This window comes from Lentzea atacamensis, assembly GCF_003269295.1.
Lineage (GTDB): Bacteria > Actinomycetota > Actinomycetes > Mycobacteriales > Pseudonocardiaceae > Lentzea > Lentzea atacamensis.
The window spans coordinates 155200-172824 of sequence record NZ_QLTT01000007.1; the positions used below are offsets into that span (position 1 = coordinate 155200).

General features: G+C 68.3%; 18 protein-coding genes and 1 tRNA gene. 12 read left to right on the forward strand and 7 right to left on the reverse strand.

Annotated elements, in window-relative coordinates; all coding sequences use genetic code 11:
* The first annotated feature begins 50 nt into the window (after nt 1–50).
* The gene (locus tag C8D87_RS29550; RefSeq protein ID WP_109641277.1) at nt 51–1106 is read left to right on the forward strand and encodes a glucose-1-phosphate thymidylyltransferase; all 1056 of its coding nucleotides are present in this window, start codon (nt 51–53) and stop codon (nt 1104–1106) included.
* Here the strand turns inward: C8D87_RS29550 and C8D87_RS29555 are convergent.
* Entirely contained in the window at nt 1103–2143 is a 1041-nt protein-coding gene (locus tag C8D87_RS29555) for a winged helix DNA-binding domain-containing protein (RefSeq protein WP_112229148.1), read from the reverse strand. The two genes, C8D87_RS29550 and C8D87_RS29555, sit on opposite strands and share 4 nt — an antisense overlap.
* Before the next feature lie 9 nt (nt 2144–2152).
* Nucleotides 2153–3241 (reverse strand): phytase, encoded by a 1089-nt coding sequence (locus C8D87_RS29560; RefSeq protein ID WP_112229149.1) that lies wholly within the window; start codon nt 3239–3241, stop codon nt 2153–2155.
* Nucleotides 3242–3296: 55 nt separating this feature from the next.
* Here C8D87_RS29560 and C8D87_RS29565 point away from each other — a divergent pair, with 55 nt between their 5' ends.
* The 3 genes from C8D87_RS29565 to C8D87_RS29580 all read left to right on the forward strand — a co-directional run bounded on the left by C8D87_RS29565 (nt 3297) and on the right by C8D87_RS29580 (nt 6458).
* Complete coding sequence (locus C8D87_RS29565; protein WP_112229150.1) at nt 3297–3920, forward strand: nicotinamide mononucleotide transporter family protein; 624 nt, start codon at nt 3297–3299, stop codon at nt 3918–3920.
* A complete protein-coding gene (locus tag C8D87_RS29570; RefSeq protein WP_112229151.1) occupies nt 3917–5086 on the forward strand; it encodes a M14 family metallopeptidase in 1170 nt (389 codons plus the stop codon). Before C8D87_RS29565 ends, C8D87_RS29570 begins: the two co-directional genes overlap by 4 nt.
* Before the next feature lie 187 nt (nt 5087–5273).
* Nucleotides 5274–6458 (forward strand): GNAT family N-acetyltransferase, encoded by a 1185-nt coding sequence (locus C8D87_RS29580; RefSeq protein ID WP_233442355.1) that lies wholly within the window; start codon nt 5274–5276, stop codon nt 6456–6458.
* Nucleotides 6459–6503: 45 nt separating this feature from the next.
* Here C8D87_RS29580 and aceE read toward each other — a convergent pair whose 3' ends face one another.
* A complete protein-coding gene (gene aceE / locus C8D87_RS29585; RefSeq protein ID WP_109640631.1) occupies nt 6504–9263 on the reverse strand; it encodes a pyruvate dehydrogenase (acetyl-transferring), homodimeric type in 2760 nt (919 codons plus the stop codon).
* Between the two features lie 319 nt (nt 9264–9582).
* Between aceE and C8D87_RS29590 the strand changes: the two genes are divergently transcribed.
* From C8D87_RS29590 to C8D87_RS29600, 3 genes are all read left to right on the forward strand, one after another.
* Nucleotides 9583–10014 (forward strand): DUF3052 domain-containing protein, encoded by a 432-nt coding sequence (locus C8D87_RS29590; RefSeq protein ID WP_030465132.1) that lies wholly within the window; start codon nt 9583–9585, stop codon nt 10012–10014.
* Between the two features lie 78 nt (nt 10015–10092).
* Complete coding sequence (locus C8D87_RS29595; RefSeq protein WP_109640630.1) at nt 10093–10557, forward strand: peroxiredoxin; 465 nt, start codon at nt 10093–10095, stop codon at nt 10555–10557.
* 38 nt (nt 10558–10595) lie between these two features.
* Nucleotides 10596–10667 (forward strand) — tRNA-Val (locus tag C8D87_RS29600).
* A gap of 221 nt (nt 10668–10888) precedes the next feature.
* On the opposite strand, the gene C8D87_RS46235 is transcribed toward C8D87_RS29600, so the two are convergent.
* Nucleotides 10889–11329 (reverse strand): hypothetical protein, encoded by a 441-nt coding sequence (locus C8D87_RS46235; RefSeq protein WP_170155240.1) that lies wholly within the window; start codon nt 11327–11329, stop codon nt 10889–10891.
* A 202-nt stretch (nt 11330–11531) separates the two neighbouring features.
* Here C8D87_RS46235 and C8D87_RS29615 point away from each other — a divergent pair, with 202 nt between their 5' ends.
* The 5 genes from C8D87_RS29615 to C8D87_RS29635 all read left to right on the forward strand — a co-directional run bounded on the left by C8D87_RS29615 (nt 11532) and on the right by C8D87_RS29635 (nt 15108).
* Nucleotides 11532–11903, forward strand: coding sequence for a hypothetical protein (locus tag C8D87_RS29615; protein WP_112229152.1), 372 nt, complete (start codon nt 11532–11534; stop codon nt 11901–11903).
* Nucleotides 11904–11982: 79 nt separating this feature from the next.
* Nucleotides 11983–13182, forward strand: coding sequence for a cytochrome P450 (locus C8D87_RS29620; protein ID WP_112229153.1), 1200 nt, complete (start codon nt 11983–11985; stop codon nt 13180–13182).
* A gap of 15 nt (nt 13183–13197) precedes the next feature.
* Nucleotides 13198–13692, forward strand: coding sequence for a GNAT family N-acetyltransferase (locus C8D87_RS29625; protein WP_170166626.1), 495 nt, complete (start codon nt 13198–13200; stop codon nt 13690–13692).
* 87 nt (nt 13693–13779) lie between these two features.
* Nucleotides 13780–14073, forward strand: coding sequence for a hypothetical protein (locus tag C8D87_RS29630; protein ID WP_112229155.1), 294 nt, complete (start codon nt 13780–13782; stop codon nt 14071–14073).
* Between the two features lie 9 nt (nt 14074–14082).
* Complete coding sequence (locus C8D87_RS29635) at nt 14083–15108, forward strand: saccharopine dehydrogenase family protein (RefSeq protein ID WP_112229156.1); 1026 nt, start codon at nt 14083–14085, stop codon at nt 15106–15108.
* A 146-nt stretch (nt 15109–15254) separates the two neighbouring features.
* On the opposite strand, the gene lipA is transcribed toward C8D87_RS29635, so the two are convergent.
* The 3 genes from lipA to C8D87_RS29650 form a co-directional block, all read right to left on the reverse strand.
* Nucleotides 15255–16256: a lipoyl synthase gene (gene lipA / locus C8D87_RS29640; RefSeq protein WP_112229334.1), complete on the reverse strand. Its 1002-nt coding sequence runs from the start codon at nt 16254–16256 to the stop codon at nt 15255–15257.
* A gap of 90 nt (nt 16257–16346) precedes the next feature.
* Nucleotides 16347–17237 carry an oxidoreductase gene (locus tag C8D87_RS29645; RefSeq protein ID WP_112229157.1) on the reverse strand — a complete coding sequence of 297 codons (891 nt, stop codon included), beginning with the start codon at nt 17235–17237 and terminating at the stop codon, nt 16347–16349.
* Nucleotides 17234–17542, reverse strand: a complete 309-nt coding sequence (locus tag C8D87_RS29650) for a hypothetical protein (protein ID WP_109640622.1) — start codon at nt 17540–17542, stop codon at nt 17234–17236. The genes C8D87_RS29645 and C8D87_RS29650 overlap by 4 nt, the downstream gene beginning before the upstream one ends.
* Nucleotides 17543–17625 lie beyond the last annotated feature (83 nt).

The window sequence follows — 17625 nt, forward strand, 5'->3', positions numbered from 1 at the left end:
CACGGAGTCTCGTGTCCACCCGAACTGTCCGCTGTCGCGGTGGAGGACCCATGAAAGCCCTTGTGCTGTCCAGAGGAGCGGGAACACGACTGCGTCCGGCCGGGTACACCCTGCCGAGGCAGCTCGTCCCCGTCGCGAACAAGCCGGTGGTCGAGCACGTCGTGGAGAACCTGCGGGACATCGGGATCACCGAGATCGGCATCGTGGTCGGCGAGGGTGAGCACGAGGTGCCCGAACTGTTCGGCGACGGGTCGTACCTCGGTGTCTCGATCACCTACCTCCGGCAGGACGCGCCGCTCGGTCTCGCGCACTGCGTGCGGATCGCCCGGCCGTTCCTCGGTGCGGACGACTTCGTGATGTACCTGTGCGACAACGTGCTGGCCGAGGGGATCGGGCAGATCGCCGACGAGTTCGCGCGGCTGAGGCCGTCCGCGCACGTGCTCGTGGACAAGGTGGAGGACCCGCGCCTCTACGGCGTTGCCGAGGTGGACGAGAACTCGCGCGTGACGCGGTTGATCGAGCAGCCGCAGGAGCCGCGCAGCGACCTCGCGATGATCGGTGTCTACTTCTTCACGCCCGCGATCCACTCCGCCGTCGACGCGATCGAACCGTCGTGGCGCGGCGAGTTCGAGATCACCGACGCGTTGCAGTGGCTGGTGACGCACGAGCGCGATGTCCGGGCGCGGGTCTACTCCGGGTTCTGGAAGGACACCGGGACCGTCGAGGACGTGCTGGAGTGCAACCGCGAGCTGCTGATGGGGCTGCGGACGGACATCCAGGGGATCGTGGACTCGGAGTCGCGGCTGATCGGCGAGGTCGTGGTCGAGGAGGGCGCGCGCGTGGTGCGGTCGTGCATCGTCGGGCCCGCGATCATCGGCCCCGGCACGCTCGTCGAGGAGTCGATCGTCGGGCCGTACACGTCCATCGGCGCGGACTGCCGGATCACCGAGTCCGGGGTGGCCGACTCGATCGTGCTGAACGAGGCCTCGGTGCACAACGTGTCCGGCATCGAGACGTCGTTGATCGGCCGCAGGGCCCGCGTCGGCTCCGCGCGCCAGCACCGGTTGGTCGTCGGCGACGGCGCGCACGTCGAGGTCGCGGCCTAGCCGATCCAGTCCCGAAGGCGGTCGCACTCCTCGGCGACCGCCTTCTGCCTGCTCCTGGGCAGTTGGTCGATGTAGTCGACGGTGATGGTGCGCTCCTTGGTGATCGACCAGGTGGCGACGACGTAGCCGTCGACGAGGACGGTGGGCTTGCCGCCGATGACGACGCCGAGCCGGTCGTCTGAGATGACCCGCCGGCGGTCGGCGTGGGCGAGCAGGATGTTGTCGAACTCGGGCAGCAGCCGGACCGGGACGGGGGTTTCCGGGTCCGGGCGCGGGGCGTCCGGGAGGTCGAACAGCTCCTTGCCCGCCTCGGTGCGGAAGGTCACCAGCTCTGGCCGGAGTTTCTCGAAGACCTCGGTGAGCCTGGTGAGGCCGGACCACTGCTGGGCGTCCATCACGGTCGACGGGCCGAACGCCTTGAGGTAGCGCCGAACCAGCGTTTCGCGGCTCATGGGGTGTTGTTCCTGGTCGAGCCAGGCCTCCAGGGTCGTGCAGACCGCTCTTCCGCTCCTGCGCCACAGACCCCGCGGCGGGATCTGGACGAGTGCGAGCTTGTTGCGCAGCGCGTTGCCGAGCACGGTGTGCTCGCGGTCGGGCCACCGTTCGAGGAGCTGCCTGCCGGCGTCCGCGGTGCCCTGCGGTGCGTCCTCGAGGATCTTGCGGCCGGCTTCGGCGACGGCGTCGAGGTCGAGGCCCCGCAGTCTCTTCGCGAAGGGGCCGCTCTGCAGTTCGCGGTCGAGCTTGAGCTGGGTGTGGGGCCTGAGACCCAGGGCGTCCTGCGCGCTGACCAGGTGGATCGTGCCGCGCATCAGCAGGATGCGGACGGCCTGCCTGCTGACGAGGAGGTCTTCGAGCTCCTGCGGCTGGAAGTCCTTCAACCGTGTCCACAGGCCGATGTACGGCGACTTCGGTTCCTGCGCCTGGATGCCGAAGAGATGGTTGATGGTGGCGAGCGCGCTCTTGTCGGCGCGCTCGCGCAGCATCTGGCGTTCGATCAGCGCCCGGTTGAGGGCGTCCTGGCTCAGCGTGGTCCCCATCGGGACAGGTTAGAACCTGATGAACGCGAATCCCGTGCCATTGGGGCGTTCGCCGTCGTGGACGACGAGCAGGTTGAGCTTGCCGAGGACGATGTCGGCGCCGTCGGAATGCTCGACGTCCTTGATGCGGAAGTCCTTCAACGGCTTCATGTCGGCCTTGCGGTAGGCGACGAACCGCGAGTCGCCCTGGCTGGACGCGAGCAGAACGTCGTCCGCGATCGTCAGACCCTCGGCGTCGGCTTCGAGCCACTTGCCGCCGAAGCCGGGGTTCGGGCCGTCGGGCTCGCACTCCTCGGTGTCCGGGTTGTACTTCTGCGGGGCGCCGAACGTGCGGACCTTGTCGACCAGCTGCGGCTTGCCGAAGCCGTTGGCGCGCAACGGGATGCGCCAGATGCCGACGTCCTCCTGCGCTGCGTACAGGGTGTTCGTGCGTTCGTCGATCACCATGCCCTCGACCTGCGGGCCCTCGCCGGGTTCACCGCACACCGTCCAGCGCTGGCCGTCGGGCAGGGTGAAGGTGCGCGGAAGGTCCAGAGTGGACACCTTCTTGGTGTCGTAGGTGGTGCCCTTCTGGACGTGGAGGAGCGCGATGCTGGTCTCGCTGCGCCGGCTCGTGACGACGACGTCCTCGCCGCTGATGCGCCCGGCGGCCAGGCCGTAGACGGTGTGCTGCTCGTCGACCTCCTGCTCGGTCGCCGAGAACACCGGCTTGGTGGCGGGGTTCGTGACGTCCTTCACGCCGCGTTCGTCCACTTGGAACACCCGGATGCGGTCACGGCCGCGGTCGCTGACGAACGCCAGGTCACCGAGGACGTCGACGTTGTTGTAGCGCCCCGGCTTGGCGTCCGGCGTGGGTGGCAGCGGCGCCGGGTGGACGCCGATCGTGCGGCCGTTCAGGTCGAACGCCGCCAGACCGCCTTCCTTGAGGGTGCCCAGGACCACACTGCGTTCGGCGTTGCGCGGGTTCACCCAGATGGCCGGGTCGTCGGCGTCCGCGGGCTCCTCGAACGTCTGCGTGATCACCGTCGGTGTGATGACGGGCGTCGCAGGTGCGGCGAGGAACAAAGGCACGAGCGCCAGCGCTAAGGAAGATGACATGGTGGGACCGTAGGAAACACCGGTATACGGCGACTGAACCCCGGGGGAACAAGCCGTGTGGTACGAGCTGGGACTGACGATCTTCGGGCAGAAGATCGCGTACACGGAGCTGGTCGGGCAGGTCCTGGCGCTGGCGGTGGTCTTCCTCGCGCAGCGCCGTTCACTCTTGACCTGGCCCGTTCAGCTGCTGTCGGTGGCTCTGCTGTTCACCGTCTACGTCTCCGCTCACCTCGGCGGTCTCGCAACCCGCCAGGTCGTGGTCGGCCTGATCGCCGTCTACGGCTGGTACGCGTGGGTGCGCCGCCGCGACCCGGTGTTCGGCGTGGTGGTGCGCGCGGGCTCCTGGCTGGAACGCGGTGTGGTGGCCGGGGTTTTCGTGGCGGGCACGGTGGCGTTCGCGCTGGTGCTCGACTGGTTCGACGCCTCCTGGGCGCCGTGGCCGGACGCCGCGATCTTCGTCGGCGCCGTGCTGGCGTTCGCGCTGCAGGGCATGGGCCTGGTCGAGTTCTGGCTGGTCTGGCTGGTGGTCGACGCCGTGGGCGTGCCGTTGCAGATCCAGTCCGGCCTGTACTTCAGCGCCCTGGTGTACCTCGTCTTCGCGGGCCTGGTGATCCACGGCTACATCGACTGGAACCGCACCGCCCGCCGGTTGACACAGGCGGCAAAGTCTCCCCTATGAGGGGACTGATCGCTTTACTGGCTGCTGCTTCGTTGCTGGTTCCCGCTCCGGCCCTGGCCGCCCCCGAGCCGCGAACGGGTTTCGAGAAGACCGGCAACTGGACCACCGAGGCCGAGGAACAGGCCTACCTGCGCGCCCTGAACCTTCCACTCACCCAGATCGGCACCACGGCCCAGGGCCGCCCGATCCAACTCGTCCGCGTGGGCTCTCGTTCCGCCCGCACGGTCGTCGTGTTCATCTGCTCCCAGCACGGTGACGAGCCCGCGGGCCGCGAGGCGTGCCTGATCCGCATGCGCTCGCTGCCGCGTTCGTCCGACGTGACCTACCTGTTCGTGCCGAACGCCAACCCCGACGGCCGCGCCGCGAACACCCGCGGCAACTCGTCCGGCATCGACATCAACCGCGACCACCTGCTGCTGCGCACCGCCGAGGCCCGCGCGATGGCCGCCGTCTTCCGCGACTGGAAGCCCGACGTCATCCACGACCTCCACGAGTTCGGGCCTTCCGCGCCCTACTACGTGAAGGACTTCCTGTGGCTGTGGCCGCGGAACCTGAACGTCGCAGACGGCGTTCATGATCTGTCGGAGACGTTGTCCCGCTCGTACATCCGGCCGTCCGTCGAGGCCGGTGGCCGGACCTCCGGCGTCTACGGCATCTATGTGGACCCGGTGACCGGCGAGCCGATCCGTCAGGTGGCCGGCGATCACCAGGAGCGGATCCTCCGCAACACGAGCGGCCTCAAGCACTCCACGGGGCTGCTGGTGGAGACCAACGCCGACGGCACGCCCGCCTACCGCGTGGAGTCCCAGTTGCTCGGCCTCGACGGCACCCAGTCGTTCGTGCGCGACCGGCGTGCCGAGATCGAAGCCGCCACCGCTGCTTCGCGCGCGGTTCGCACCGGGCCCATGTACTTCGGTGGCGCGGACAACCAGGCTCCGGCTCCCGAGGACGTTCTGGCCACCCCGCCGTGCGGCTACGTGCTGACCGGTGCCCAGTACGTCGAGGCACGTGACGAGCTCGCTCTGCACGGCATCAAGTCGCAGTACCTGCGCGGCGGTGACCGCATCGTGCCGCTGAAGCAGGAGGCCCGGCCCTTGATCCCGCTGCTGCTCGACGCCCGCGCCGACGAGCCGCTGCTGAAGGCCCAACCCGTCGCCCAGTGCTAGCCAACTGATATATCGGTAGCTCTGACCAGCGCCTTAGCAATGAAACTTTGGACTTCGTCCGCAAACGTCTCATTGCTAAGGCGCTTTCAACGGCCCGAAATCCAGGCTGGCTGAGTCGCCCTCAACTGATATATCGGTGCTGATATATCGGTGGCGGACGATCTCTGGGACGTGCTCCGATGGCCTGATGCAGGTCGAGCAATACAGCTACTTCGTTCTCCTCAGCGAGACGACGTCCGCGGCCGACATCACACGCCGGCTCGGCATGGAACCCGACGAGGTGCACGATCTGCCGCGCACGCATGCGTGGAAGGTCGTCCGGCGTGGCGACGAACGCCTCGACGAGCAGGTCCAGCACATCGTCGACAGGCTGAAGCCCGTCCGTGACGAACTCGTCTCGCTCACCGCCGACCCCGCGATCACCGCTCGTCTGGTCGTGGTGCGGTACTTCCGCGACAGCGACGACAAAGTGGGCCTCGGCTGGCGGATGACAGCCGAGTCGGTCGAGTTCCTCAGTGCGGTCGGCGCGTCGCTGGACGTCGACGAGTACGACCTGGTCGAGTTCCGCGACGAAAGCCTGCGCCAGATCAACACCGGCCTCCTGGCCGGCATGGAGCAGAACCTCGCCGAACACGCCTGTCATCTGCACCGGCACCTCCCGCACGCGACGGTGGTGCGGACGGGCGACCTCCTGATCGCCGACAGCGGCCTGGCCGACGACACGTTCAACATCGTCGCCGCGGCCCGATTCACCGCTGACGACGTCAGTGCCCGTGTCGCGGAGACGGTGAGTGCGCTCAAGGCGACGGGCCGCCCGTTCTCCTGGTGGGTCGGGCCCGCCTCCGCTCCGGCCGACCTCGGCCCGGTGCTGCTGCACGCCGGCATCGCGCCGGCCGGGACCGAGGCGGCGATGTGGCTGGACCTCGCCGATGCGGCCCTGCCCGAACCGCACGCCGACGGCCTCGACATCCGCCGCGTCACGACCGAAGCCGAGCTCACGGACCACGCGGCGGTGCTGGCCGCGATCTGGGACCCGCCCGCCGCGACGGTTCGCCGCTTCTACGCCGACGCGGCCCCGCACGCGTTGGGCAGTCAGGCGCGTTACCTCGTGGGGTACGTGGACGGCCGTGCGGTGTGCACGGCGGAAGTGTTCCTGCACGCGGGTGTCGCCGGGATCTACAACATCGCGACCCTCGCCGAAGATCGGCGTCGCGGCTACGGCAGTGCGATGACGCTGGCCGCGTTGCGCACTGCACGGGCCGAGGGTTACCGCATCGCGGTCCTGCAGGCCTCTGAGGACGGCGAGAAGGTCTACCGGCGTCTCGGGTTCACCATCGCCGGTCAGTTCACGGAATACGCGCTCAGGCCGTGAAAAGGGCCGCCCCGCGTGTGCGGAGCGGCCCTTCTGGTCGAACGACTACGCGAGGCCCGCGTCCGACGTGGACGGACCGGCGGCCTGCACGTCGTCGATGCGGTACTTGCGAGCGGCCTCGATGACCTTGTCCTGGCCGACCTCACCGCGGCGGGCCAGCGCGGCCAGCGTGGCGACGACGACGGACTCCGCGTCCACCAGGAAGTGGCGGCGGGCGGCCGGGCGGGTGTCGGAGAAGCCGAAGCCGTCCGTGCCCAGGGTCGTCATGTCGGTCGGGACGTACGGGCGGATCAGGTCCGGGATCGCCGACATCCAGTCGGAGACCGCGACGACCGGGCCCTGGACGTCCTGCAGCACCTGCGTCACGTACGGCACGCGCGGCTCGGCGTCCGGGTGCAGCAGGTTGTGGCGGTCGGTGTCGACGGCGTCGCGGCGCAGCTCCGAGTACGACGTGGCGGACCACACGTCCGCGGAGACGCCCCACTCGTCGGCGAGCAGCCGCTGAGCCTTCAGCGCCCACGGCAGGCCCACGCCGGAGCCGAGGATCTGGGCACGCGGGCCACCGGTCTGCGGGCCGTCCTGGTACTTGTAGAGGCCCCGCAGGAGGCCTTCCACGTCCAGGTTCTCGGGCTCGGCCGGCTGCACGTACGGCTCGTTGTAGACCGTCATGTAGTAGAAGACGTTCTCGGCGTTCTCGCCGTACATCCTCCGCAGACCGTCCTTGACGATGTGCGCCACCTCGAACGACCACGCCGGGTCGTACGCGACCACGGCCGGGTTCGTGTGCGCCAGCAGCAGCGAGTGGCCGTCGGCGTGCTGCAGGCCCTCACCGGTCAGCGTGGTGCGGCCCGCGGTGGCTCCGAGCACGAAGCCGCGCGCCATCTGGTCCGCCGCCGCCCACAGGCCGTCGCCCGTGCGCTGGAAACCGAACATCGAGTAGAAGATGTAGATCGGGATCATCGGCTCGCCCTGCGTCGCGTAGGACGTGCCGACCGCCGTGAACGACGCCGTGGAACCCGCCTCGTTGATGCCCTCGTGCAGGATCTGGCCCTGCTCGCTCTCCTTGTAGGCGAGCATCAGGTTGGCGTCCACCGAGGTGTACGCCTGGCCGTTCGGGTTGTAGATCTTCTGCGTCGGGAACATGGAGTCCATGCCGAACGTGCGCGCCTCGTCCGGGATGATCGGGACGATGCGCGGGCCGATCTCCGGGTCCTTCGCGAGGTCGCGGACGAGGCGGACGAACGCCATCGTCGTGGCGACCTCCTGCTTGCCCGAGCCGCGGCGGATGCCGTCGTAGACCTTGTCGCCCGGCAGCACGAGAGCCTTCGACTTCGTGCGGCGCTCCGGCACGAAACCACCCAGCTGACGGCGGCGCTCCAGCATGTACTGGATCTCCTGGCTGTCCTGGCCGGGGTGGTAGTACGGCGGCAGGTACGGGTCGGCCTCGAGCTGCGCGTCCGAGATCGGGATGCGCAGGCTGTCCCGGAAGCCCTTGAGGTCCTCCAGGGTCATCTTCTTCATCTGGTGCGTCGCGTTGCGGGCCGCGAAGTGCGGGCCGAGCGAGTAGCCCTTGATGGTCTTGGCGAGGATGACGGTCGGCTGGCCGACGGTCTCGGTCGCCGCCTTGTAGGCCGCGTAGACCTTGCGGTAGTCGTGGCCGCCGCGCTTGAGGTTCCACACCTCGTCGTCGCTCATGGCCTCGACGAGCGCCTTCGTCCGCGGGTCGCGGCCGAAGAAGTGCTCCTTGATGTACGCGCCGTCGTTCGCCTTGTAGGTCTGGTAGTCGCCGTCGGGCGTGGCGTTCATGAGGTTCACCAGCGCGCCGTCGCGGTCGGCGTGCAGCAGGGCGTCCCACTCACGGCCCCAGACGACCTTGATGACGTTCCAGCCGGCGCCCCGGAAGAACGACTCCAGCTCCTGGATGATCTTGCCGTTGCCGCGCACCGGGCCGTCGAGGCGCTGCAGGTTGCAGTTGACGACGAACGTCAGGTTGTCGAGGTGCTCGTTCGCGGCGAGCTGCAGCAGGCCGCGCGACTCCGGCTCGTCCATCTCGCCGTCGCCGAGGAACGCCCACACGTGCTGGTCGGACGTGTCCTTGAAGCCGCGGTCGTGCAGGTAGCGGTTGAACCGCGCCTGGTAGATCGCGTTCATCGGGCCGATGCCCATGGAGACCGTGGGGAACTCCCAGAAGTCCGGCATCAGGCGCGGGTGCGGGTACGACGGCAGGCCGCCACCCGGTCCGGCGTGCGAGTACTCCTGGCGGAAGCCGTCGAGCTGGTGCTCGCTCAACCGGCCCTCGAGGAATGCGCGCGCGTACACACCGGGGGAGGCGTGGCCCTGGATGAAGACCTGGTCGCCGCCGCCGGGGTGGTTCTTGCCGCGGAAGAAGTGGTTGAAGCCGACCTCGTAGAGCGACGCGCTGGACGCGTACGTCGAGATGTGGCCACCGACACCCACGCCGGGCCGCTGCGCGCGGTGCACCGTCATCGCGGCGTTCCACCGGATCCACGCGCGGTAGCGACGCTCCACCTCCTCGTCACCGGGGAACCACGGCTCCCGCTCGGTGGGGATGGTGTTGACGTAGTCCGTGCTGGTCAGCGCGGGCATGCCGACGTGGTTCTCACGCGCACGCTCCAGCAGACGCAGCATCAGGTAGCGGGCCCGCTGCTGACCGCCACCCTTGAGCACCTCGTCGAACGACTCGAGCCACTCGGACGTCTCTTCGGGGTCGATGTCCGGCAGGTGTGCGGCCAGACCGTCACGAATGACACGCACCCGCTCGGGGCCGGTGTTCTGCGGGCTCAAGGTGTCTCCTCGGCTTCGTTGGCGGTTCCTGCGTGGGCGCGGAAACCGTGCCACGCGGTCCTATCGTTGTCCTTGCGCGTCGACTTCGTCACCGCTACTGATCGGTAGTTCTGGATCGTGTTTCTCACGCGCGCGCGATAAGAGGTATGTAGAGCGTGCCTCATGCCAGTGTAGGGATCTCCACAGGGGTCCCTGTTACGGCGTGTCACGTGGTCAACAGTTGCGCCGGAGGTAGCCGACAGTGTTCGCTAGCGCGAGTAACGGACTCTGGCGGCAGTCTTAGGGCTGTCGCTCTTGCGTAGTTGGAGGAGTGAAAACCGTGGTCGCCGCGGAAGACGCCGGCAAGATCGGCGTCGCCGAGAAGCTCGGGATCGAATCGGGCATGGTCGTCCAGGAGCTCGGCTGGGACGAGGACGTCGACGACAACCTCCGTGCCGCCGTCGAAGAGCAGATCGGCGGCGACCTCCTCGACGAGGATGCCGACGAGACGGTGAGCGTGGTCCTGCTCTGGTGGCGGGAGGACGACGGCGACCTGGTGGATGCTCTCCTCGAGGCCACCGGCGTGCTCGCCGAAGACGGTGTGATCTGGGTTCTCACCCCGAAGACGGGCCGCCCCGGCCACGTCGAGCCGAGCGACATCGCCGAAGCAGTGCCGACCGCGGGCCTGTCGCAGACGTCGAACATCAGCGTCGCCGACGACTGGGCGGGCACCCGCCTGGTGTGGCCAAAATCCACCAAGGCCAAGCGCTGAGCCAAGTCCGGCTGACATAGGGTTGATCCACGGGCGCTGTGACGCCCGTGGTTCGTCTTCGTCAACCGGAGGGTTTTCATGGCGGTGGAGGTTGGTTCGGAAGCCCCGGACTTCACGCTCAACGACTACAACAAGCAGCCTGTGACGCTGTCGTCGTTCCGCGGCGCGAAGAACGTGCTCCTGGTCTTCTACCCGTTCGCGTTCAGCGGCATCTGCAACGGCGAGCTCTGCCAGCTGCGCGACGAACTGGCGACCTACGAGGACGAGAACGTCCAGGTGCTGGGCGTGTCCGTGGACTCCCCGTTCGCGCTGAAGGCGTGGGCGAACCAGGAGGGCTACCAGTTCCCCCTGCTGTCCGACTTCTGGCCGCACGGTGCCGTCGCCCAGTCCTACGGTGTGTTCAACGACACCGTGGGCATGGCGCTGCGGGGGACGTTCCTGATCGACGTGGATGGCGTCGTGCGCTTCGCCGAGGTCAACGCGCCTGGTGAAGCCCGGGATCAGGACGCCTGGAAGAAGGCCGTAGCCTCCCTCAAGGCATGATGTAGCTGTACCCCCAGTACTCTCGAGTGCTGGGGTTGGGGCGTGTAGCTCAGCGGAAGAGCACTCGGTTTACACCCGAGCGGTCGCAGGTTCGATCCCTGTCGCGCCCACGGCCGAAGGCTGACCCTGCTCGCGCTGCGCGCTTCGCCGGGTCGGCCGTGGCTTGTCTTCTGGGGGACGACCTCCGGACCCCCGCGTGTTCGGGCGCTGGGCGCCCGAACGATGTGCATGCGGTCCCGTCAGGCCCATTCCGCTCTGAGCGAGGTGGTCGGCGGAAAGCGCCGACCACCTCGCTCCATTGTGTTTTCGGGGGTGCAACCCCCGTGCGTGGTCAGTAGCCGCGAGCCGTGAGGAACCACAGGACGCCCGCGCCCAGCAACAGCACCAGCACGATCGAGCCCCAGATCCACCGCGTTCGCACGGTCTCTCGATGCAGTTGCTCGTACCACTGCCGCTGTGCCTCGCGGCCTTCTTCCGTGTTCCTGAGCCACTCGGGCCGCAGCACGGCCGTGTCGTCGGCGATCGCGTCGGCGACCCGCTGCACGTCGTCGGCGTGGTACTCGATCCAGGTGTTGGTGCCGTAGGTGCCCGTCGCAGATGCTTGCAGGGTACGGACGTCGTTCGCCTCGACGACCGCGCCGATGTGGCCGACGACCGGCCAGGCGGCCGCGACCTCGCCGTAGCTGAGGTAGCCGTCACGAGCGTAGTAGCGGCCACGGCGCCGTTGTGTGATCAACTCCGCCACCGGCACGGGAGCAGGGATGTCCGTCACGGCGAGGCACCTCCAACCACGCTGGAAGAAACCACCTTTCCGTGCGGCCGCCGCTGCCGCAAGGTCCGTGACGTTCATCGGCGATCACGACGAGTGGTCGTCCGGACACCGGTCACGATCTGGAACGGGACGCGGTGGTGCCGTATTTTGTACGGGTTGTCGGGGACGTTTGGGCCCGCCTCCCTCCTAAGGACGACTACCTGTGAAGCGCAAGGGCAAGGTCGCGAAGCCCGTCCCGGCCACCGTCACGCAGGAGCAGATCAAGCTGCTCGCGTTGGTGGAGCAAGGTGGTGTGCATCGCGGTGCCACCAGCTGGTACCTCGAGCACCGGCCGGCCAAGCACTGGGACGCCGAGGATCTGGAGATCCTGCAGCTGCGTCACTGGATCACGTGGGAGAGGCCGGACCGGGCCATGGACCACGGGATGGCGGCGCCCGTCGACATCACGCAGGAAGGCCGGGCGGCGCTGCAGCACCACCTGCCCGGATGGGTGCTGGGGCGCAAGGCCATCGCCGCGCCGCCGCCCCGCCTGCCCGCGGTGGAGACGATCAAGGTGCTCGACGCGCTCCGGTGATCGGAACGGGCGGTGGACATCTCGCTCCGGCACGGTAGAAACGGTGGCGAGACACTCTTCCGGGGGAGCGAAGCCGATCATGCCGAACCTGTTGACCGGTGGCGATTTGCGCGCACGCGAGCACCATCGGATCGAGGACGACGCACGGGCAGCAGGGCCGCTGCACGACGCGACACGGCCCGACGGCGTGCGGGTGAAGGTGGTGACGGTCGGGCTCGAGCTGACCCGCAAGCTGCTCGCCGACAAGCGGCTGTCCAAGGACAGTGAGGCTCTTCAGAAAGAGATCAGGCGCCAGCTGGCCGCGCTCGGCAGCACCCAGACCGAGCTCGCCGGCCTCTTCGGGCCGAGCATGCTCAACAGTGACAACCCGAAGCACGCCCGGCTGCGCGGGCTCGCGGTCAAGGCGTTCAACGCAGAGGCGGTGCAGCAGCTGGCACCCCGCATCGGCGAGATCACCGCGGAGCTGATCGACAGGTTGCCCGTCGGTGAGGAGATCGACCTCGTCGCCGCGCTGGCCGTGCCGATGCCGTTGCACATCATCGGCGAAGTGCTCGGCGTTCCGGAGAACGACCGCGCCCACGTCCGCACGTTGATCCAGACGATGATGTCGATGGACCCAGACGTCTCGCAGCCCGCGAGCGACGCGCTGGGCGGCTACTTCCACGGCCTGCTCACCGGCGACGAGCTCGACGCGAGCTCGCTGTTCGGAGCGTTGGTAGCAGCCGAAGACGAAGGTGATCGCCTCACCCACGACGAGCTCATGGCGATGGCGTTCCTTCTCGTCGTGGCGGGCCACGAGACCACGGCTGGTCTCATCACGAACGTCGTGCACGACGCGCTGGACAACGGCCTGTGGGAGAAGATCGCCGCCGACCCCGGCCTGGTGCCGGTGCTCGTCGAGGAGACGCTGCGGCACAACTCCCCGGTCCGCAACGCCACGCACCGCATCACGACAGAGCCTGTCGAGATCGGCGGTGCCGAGGTGCCGGAGAACACCCTGCTGCTGATCAACCTCGGCTCCGCGGGACGCTGTCCTGCGGCGCACGAGGACGCCGCGCGGTACCGCGTCGACCGCTCCACGACGGGACACGTGGCGTTCGGCCACGGACCGCACTTCTGCCTCGGCTCGGGGCTTGCCCGCCTGGAGACCGAGATCGTCGTGCGTGAGCTCGCCAGCCGGTTCCCGCGCACCACCTACTCGGGCGACGAGCAGCCCGCGGTGACGGACAACGACATCATGGCCAGCTCGAAAACCCTTCCCGTCGTGCTGCGGCCCTGACCTACGCTGGCCCGCGTGGAGATCATCCAAGGGGGCCCTGAACACGTCGACACGGCCGCGCTCATCTGGGCGCACGCGGTGACCGTCCGGGACGACTACGACGAGGTTCCGTCCCTCGAGGAGGCGCGTCCCGGCATCGAGAACGCCCTGGCGAACGAGCCGTCGCTGTTGCTGCTGGCGTTCGAAGGCGGTGAGGCGGTGGGCTTTCTGGCCGGCGGTCCACAGCAGACAGGCACACAAGGGACCGCGTACATCAACTACGTCGGCGTGCACCCCGACGCGTGGGGGAAGGGTGTCGGCGAGAGGTTGTTGCGCGCACTGCCCGATGCGTTGATCGAGCGCGGGTACACCGACGCGGAGCTGTTGGTCTACGTCGACAACCTGCGTGGCGTACGCCTCTACGAACGCCTCGGATGGACCAAGATCGGCGACCCGGCGCCGCATCCGCGCAACGGCCGGGTGGAGCAGCGGTACTCGTTCTCCGTCGCATCGCGCCCGACCGGGGTGTGAGAGCACTCAGCCGGGGATTAGGGGATCAACCCCAATGCGTCTGACCAGGGCTATCCATGAGTCCATTTGAGACGTAACTTTTGTTTCATGTCAGTGCGCACGTTCGCCGTCGTGGTCGGTCTCGCCTTCTTGCTCGGCGGGGGTGCGATCCTGTTCGTGATGCTGGCCGTCGAGGCGCCCAGCGGGTCGCTCATCCCGTGCGGCAACGGCCTCGGCCTCGGTTTCGACGAGAACGCGGCCGCCGCGGTCAGTCCGGCCTATGTGGACATCTGCGCCGATTTGAGGCAACGCAGGCTGCTCTGGGCGTTGCCGGTGATCGGGGTGGGCGCACTACTGCTGATCGGCTCTTTGGTCGCTTCACGCAACGCTACTCGCCGGTAAGGTCGCGGCATGACGTGGATGGTCTACGGCGCCAACGGCTACACCGGACGTCTCATCGCGGAACTCGCGGTCAAGCGAGGGGAACGGCCGATCCTCGCGGGCCGCTCGAGCGAGAAGGTCGAGCCGATCGCCGGCGCGCTGGGACTCGAGCACCGCGCGTTCGACCTCAGCCAGGCGAGGGCTCATCTGGAGGACGTCGACGCCGTCGTGCACTGTGCGGGCCCGTTCGCCCACACCTCGGCCGCGATGGTCGAAGCCTGCCTGAAGACCGGCACGCACTACCTCGACATCACCGGCGAGATCGACGTCTTCGAGTCCATCGGGCGGAGGGACGTCGACGCGCGCAGGGCCGGCATCGTGCTGCTCCCCGGCGCCGGTTTCGACGTGGTCCCCACGGACTGCCTCGCCGCGATCCTGAAGAACGCCCTGCCGACCGCCACCCACCTCGATCTGGCGTTCGTCGTCGGGGGAGGAGCGAGCGCGGGCACGACCAAGACCTCCGTCGAGGCCGCCGCCGTCGGCGGGCGCGTCCGCGAGAACGGCGAGCTGACGAGCGTGCGCATCGGACACCGCCGCCGTACCGCCTACTTCCGCTCCGGACCGCGCGAGGTCGGCAGCATCCCGTGGGGCGACGTCAGCACGGCCTACCGCTCGACCGGCATCCCGAACATCACGACGTTCACCACCGTGCCCGGCCTGCTCGGACGGCTTCAGCAGGTCTTCGCCCCCGTGCTGCGGACGTCGCTCGTGCAGAGCGTCGCGAAGACCGTCGCCGGCAAGGTCAAGGGCCCCGACGAGCGCAAGCGCGCCAACACCAGGGCCGAGGTGTTCGGCGAGGCGTGGGACGCCAAGACCAAGGTCGAGTGCGCCATCACCACCCCCAACGCCTACAGCCTCACCGCCGACTCCGTGCTCCGCGCCATCGGCAAGATCAACGGCGTCGCGCCCGGCTCGCACACTCCGTCGAGCGCGTTCGGCGCCGACTTCATCCGCGAGCTGGACGGCGTCGTCGTCGGCGAGGTCCGCTCCAGCTAGCCTCGCCGTTCCCGCAGGTCAGGCACACTAATATATTGGTTGTGCAAAAGACGTTTGCGGACGTCCGCAAACGTCTTTTGCATGAGCACGAAAAACAGCAGCTCACCCGAGGTGGGTGAGCTGCTGATATATCGGTTGGCTCGCCGTCAGCGCGGGGCGAGCAGGCTGGTGATCTCCTGCGACGCGGAGACCGTCAGCAGGTGCTGGAGGTTCTCCGGCAGGGCCTCGCCGCGCTTCTGCTTCGCCTCGGCGTAGAGGCGGCCGGCGCGGTAGGAGGAGCGGACCAGGGGGCCCGCCATGACGCCGAGGAAGCCGATCTTCTCGGCCATCTCCTTGTGCTCGACGAACTCCTCGGGCTTCACCCAGCGCTCGACCGGGTGGTGCCGCGGCGACGGGCGCAGGTACTGGGTGATCGTGATGATGTCGCAGCCCGCGTCGTAGAGGTCGTTGAGCGCCTCGGTGACCTCCTCGGGGGTCTCGCCCATGCCGAGGATCAGGTTCGACTTGGTGACCAGGCCGAACTCGCGTGCCTTGGTGATCACCTCGAGGGAGCGCTCGTAGCGGAACGCCGGGCGGATGCGCTTGAAGATCCGCGGCACCGTCTCCAGGTTGTGCGCGAGCACCTCCGGGCGGGACCCGAAGACCTCGGCCAGCTGCTCGGGGACCGCGTTGAAGTCCGGGATCAGCAGCTCGACGCCGGTGCCCGGGTTCATCTCGTGGATCTGGCGGACGGTCTCGGCGTAGAGCCACGCGCCGCCGTCGGCCAGGTCGTCGCGGGCGACGCCGGTGACCGTGGAGTAGCGCAGACCCATCGCCTGGACCGACTCGGCGACGCGGCGGGGTTCGTCGCGGTCGAGGTCGGCGGGCTTGCCCGTGTCGATCTGGCAGAAGTCGCAGCGCCTGGTGCACTGCTCGCCGCCGATCAGGAACGTGGCCTCGCGGTCTTCCCAGCACTCGTAGATGTTGGGACAGCCGGCCTCTTCGCAGACCGTGTGCAGGCCCTCGCGCTTGACCAGACCCTTGAGCTCCCGGTACTCGGGGCCCATCTTCGCCCGCGTCTTGATCCACGAGGGCTTCTTCTCGATCGGCGTCTGGCTGTTGCGGACCTCGAGCCGCAGCAGCTTCCGACCCTCTGGTACCACAGTCACCACCTCACCCTACGCTGCGGCCCCGCGTGTCCGGCGTCACGCACGGCCCACCAGAGGGCAGATGCCAGAACCTGGGTTTCCGGTCGAGCGCTACGGCAGATCCGGGGTGATGCCGGTCAGCTTGGTGGTGAGTTCCCACAGGCGGTTCGCGGCCAGGTCGTCACGGGCGGCGGCGGTCATCCGCGCGACGGTGGGGTGGCCGCGCATGCCGTTGAAGCCGTCCGGGCCGTAGTACTGGCCGCCGCGCGCCTCTGGTGACGTTGCCGCGTAGAGCTGCGGCAGCGCGCCCATCTCGACCGACTGCGAGAACAGGTGGCTGATCTTGCCGCCGATCCGCATGACCAACGACTTGTGCGCGTCAGCCATGTTGTTGGTCAGCTCGGTGGCCGTCATGCCGGGGTGCGCCGCAATCGACGTCACGTCCGGAGAGCGGCGGTCCAGCTCCCGTGCGAAGAGGATGTTGGCCAGCTTGGACTGGCTGTAGGAGCCGCGAAGGCTGTACGAGCGGCGTTCCCAGTTCGGGTCGTCGAAGTCCATGTGGCCGTACTGGTGCATGAGCGATGACACGGTGACGACGCGCGCGCCTGCACGTTGCTTCAACGCCGGCAGCAGCAGCCACGTCAGGGCGGCGTGGCCCAGGTGGTTCGTGCCGAACTGGCGCTCGAAGCCGTCCGCGGTCTGGCCGTACGGCACGGCCATGATGCCCGCGTTGTTGATCAGAACGTCGAGCGACTCGACCTTCTCGGCGGCCGAACGAACGGAGCCGAGGTGGGCCAGGTCGAGCTCGAGGACCTGTGCGGAACCGCGCACCGTTCGCCGTGCCGCCTCACCTCGCTGGACGGAGCGACAGCCCATGATCACGTGGGCACCCTTGGTCGCGAGCACCTGTGCGGTGCGCAGGCCGAGACCGGAGTTCGCACCCGTCACCAGGACGGTGCGGCCGGTCTGGTCGGGGATGTCGGCTTCGGTCCAACGACTCATGGAGTCATTCCTACCGCCCGGTAACTGCCGAGCGAAAGGTGTGCGTCGAGGACCGCTCGCAACACCGGCTCGTCCGCGGCCAGTTCGGCGGTGACGCGGTGCTCGTCGACCGGGCCGTCCAGTGCGGCCGCCTCCATGCGGGCGGTCAGCTTGTTCTGCCAGCGGTGGTCGAGCGCCAGCAGCAGTTCGTGCAGTGAGGAGAAGACGTCCGGATCCACGATCAGCGGTGCGGACGGGTCGCGCCGGGCGTCGCGCAGCACGGCGTCGAGTGCGTCACGGCGGCGGTAGTGGTCTGCCCAGCCCATGTCTCGTACCCCCGGTCTCTCGCATACTCCTGGTATGACACGACCATACCACCGGTACGTACCGTCGGTATGTGAGATACGTT

Excerpts from the sequence above, each read along its gene's own strand:
- C8D87_RS29570 (WP_112229151.1), top strand. The coding sequence starts at position 3,917 with ATGAGGGGACTGATCGCTTTACTGGCTGCTGCTTCGTTGCTGGTTCCC.
- C8D87_RS29645 (WP_112229157.1), bottom strand. The coding sequence starts at position 17,237 with ATGAGTCGTTGGACCGAAGCCGACATCCCCGACCAGACCGGCCGCACC.
- C8D87_RS29635 (WP_112229156.1), top strand. The coding sequence starts at position 14,083 with ATGACGTGGATGGTCTACGGCGCCAACGGCTACACCGGACGTCTCATC.
- C8D87_RS29580 (WP_233442355.1), top strand. The coding sequence starts at position 5,274 with ATGCAGGTCGAGCAATACAGCTACTTCGTTCTCCTCAGCGAGACGACG.
- C8D87_RS29555 (WP_112229148.1), bottom strand. The coding sequence starts at position 2,143 with ATGGGGACCACGCTGAGCCAGGACGCCCTCAACCGGGCGCTGATCGAA.
- C8D87_RS29560 (WP_112229149.1), bottom strand. The coding sequence starts at position 3,241 with ATGTCATCTTCCTTAGCGCTGGCGCTCGTGCCTTTGTTCCTCGCCGCA.
- C8D87_RS29620 (WP_112229153.1), top strand. The coding sequence starts at position 11,983 with ATGCCGAACCTGTTGACCGGTGGCGATTTGCGCGCACGCGAGCACCAT.
- C8D87_RS29595 (WP_109640630.1), top strand. The coding sequence starts at position 10,093 with ATGGCGGTGGAGGTTGGTTCGGAAGCCCCGGACTTCACGCTCAACGAC.
- C8D87_RS29630 (WP_112229155.1), top strand. The coding sequence starts at position 13,780 with ATGTCAGTGCGCACGTTCGCCGTCGTGGTCGGTCTCGCCTTCTTGCTC.
- C8D87_RS29550 (WP_109641277.1), top strand. The coding sequence starts at position 51 with ATGAAAGCCCTTGTGCTGTCCAGAGGAGCGGGAACACGACTGCGTCCG.
- C8D87_RS29650 (WP_109640622.1), bottom strand. The coding sequence starts at position 17,542 with ATGGGCTGGGCAGACCACTACCGCCGCCGTGACGCACTCGACGCCGTG.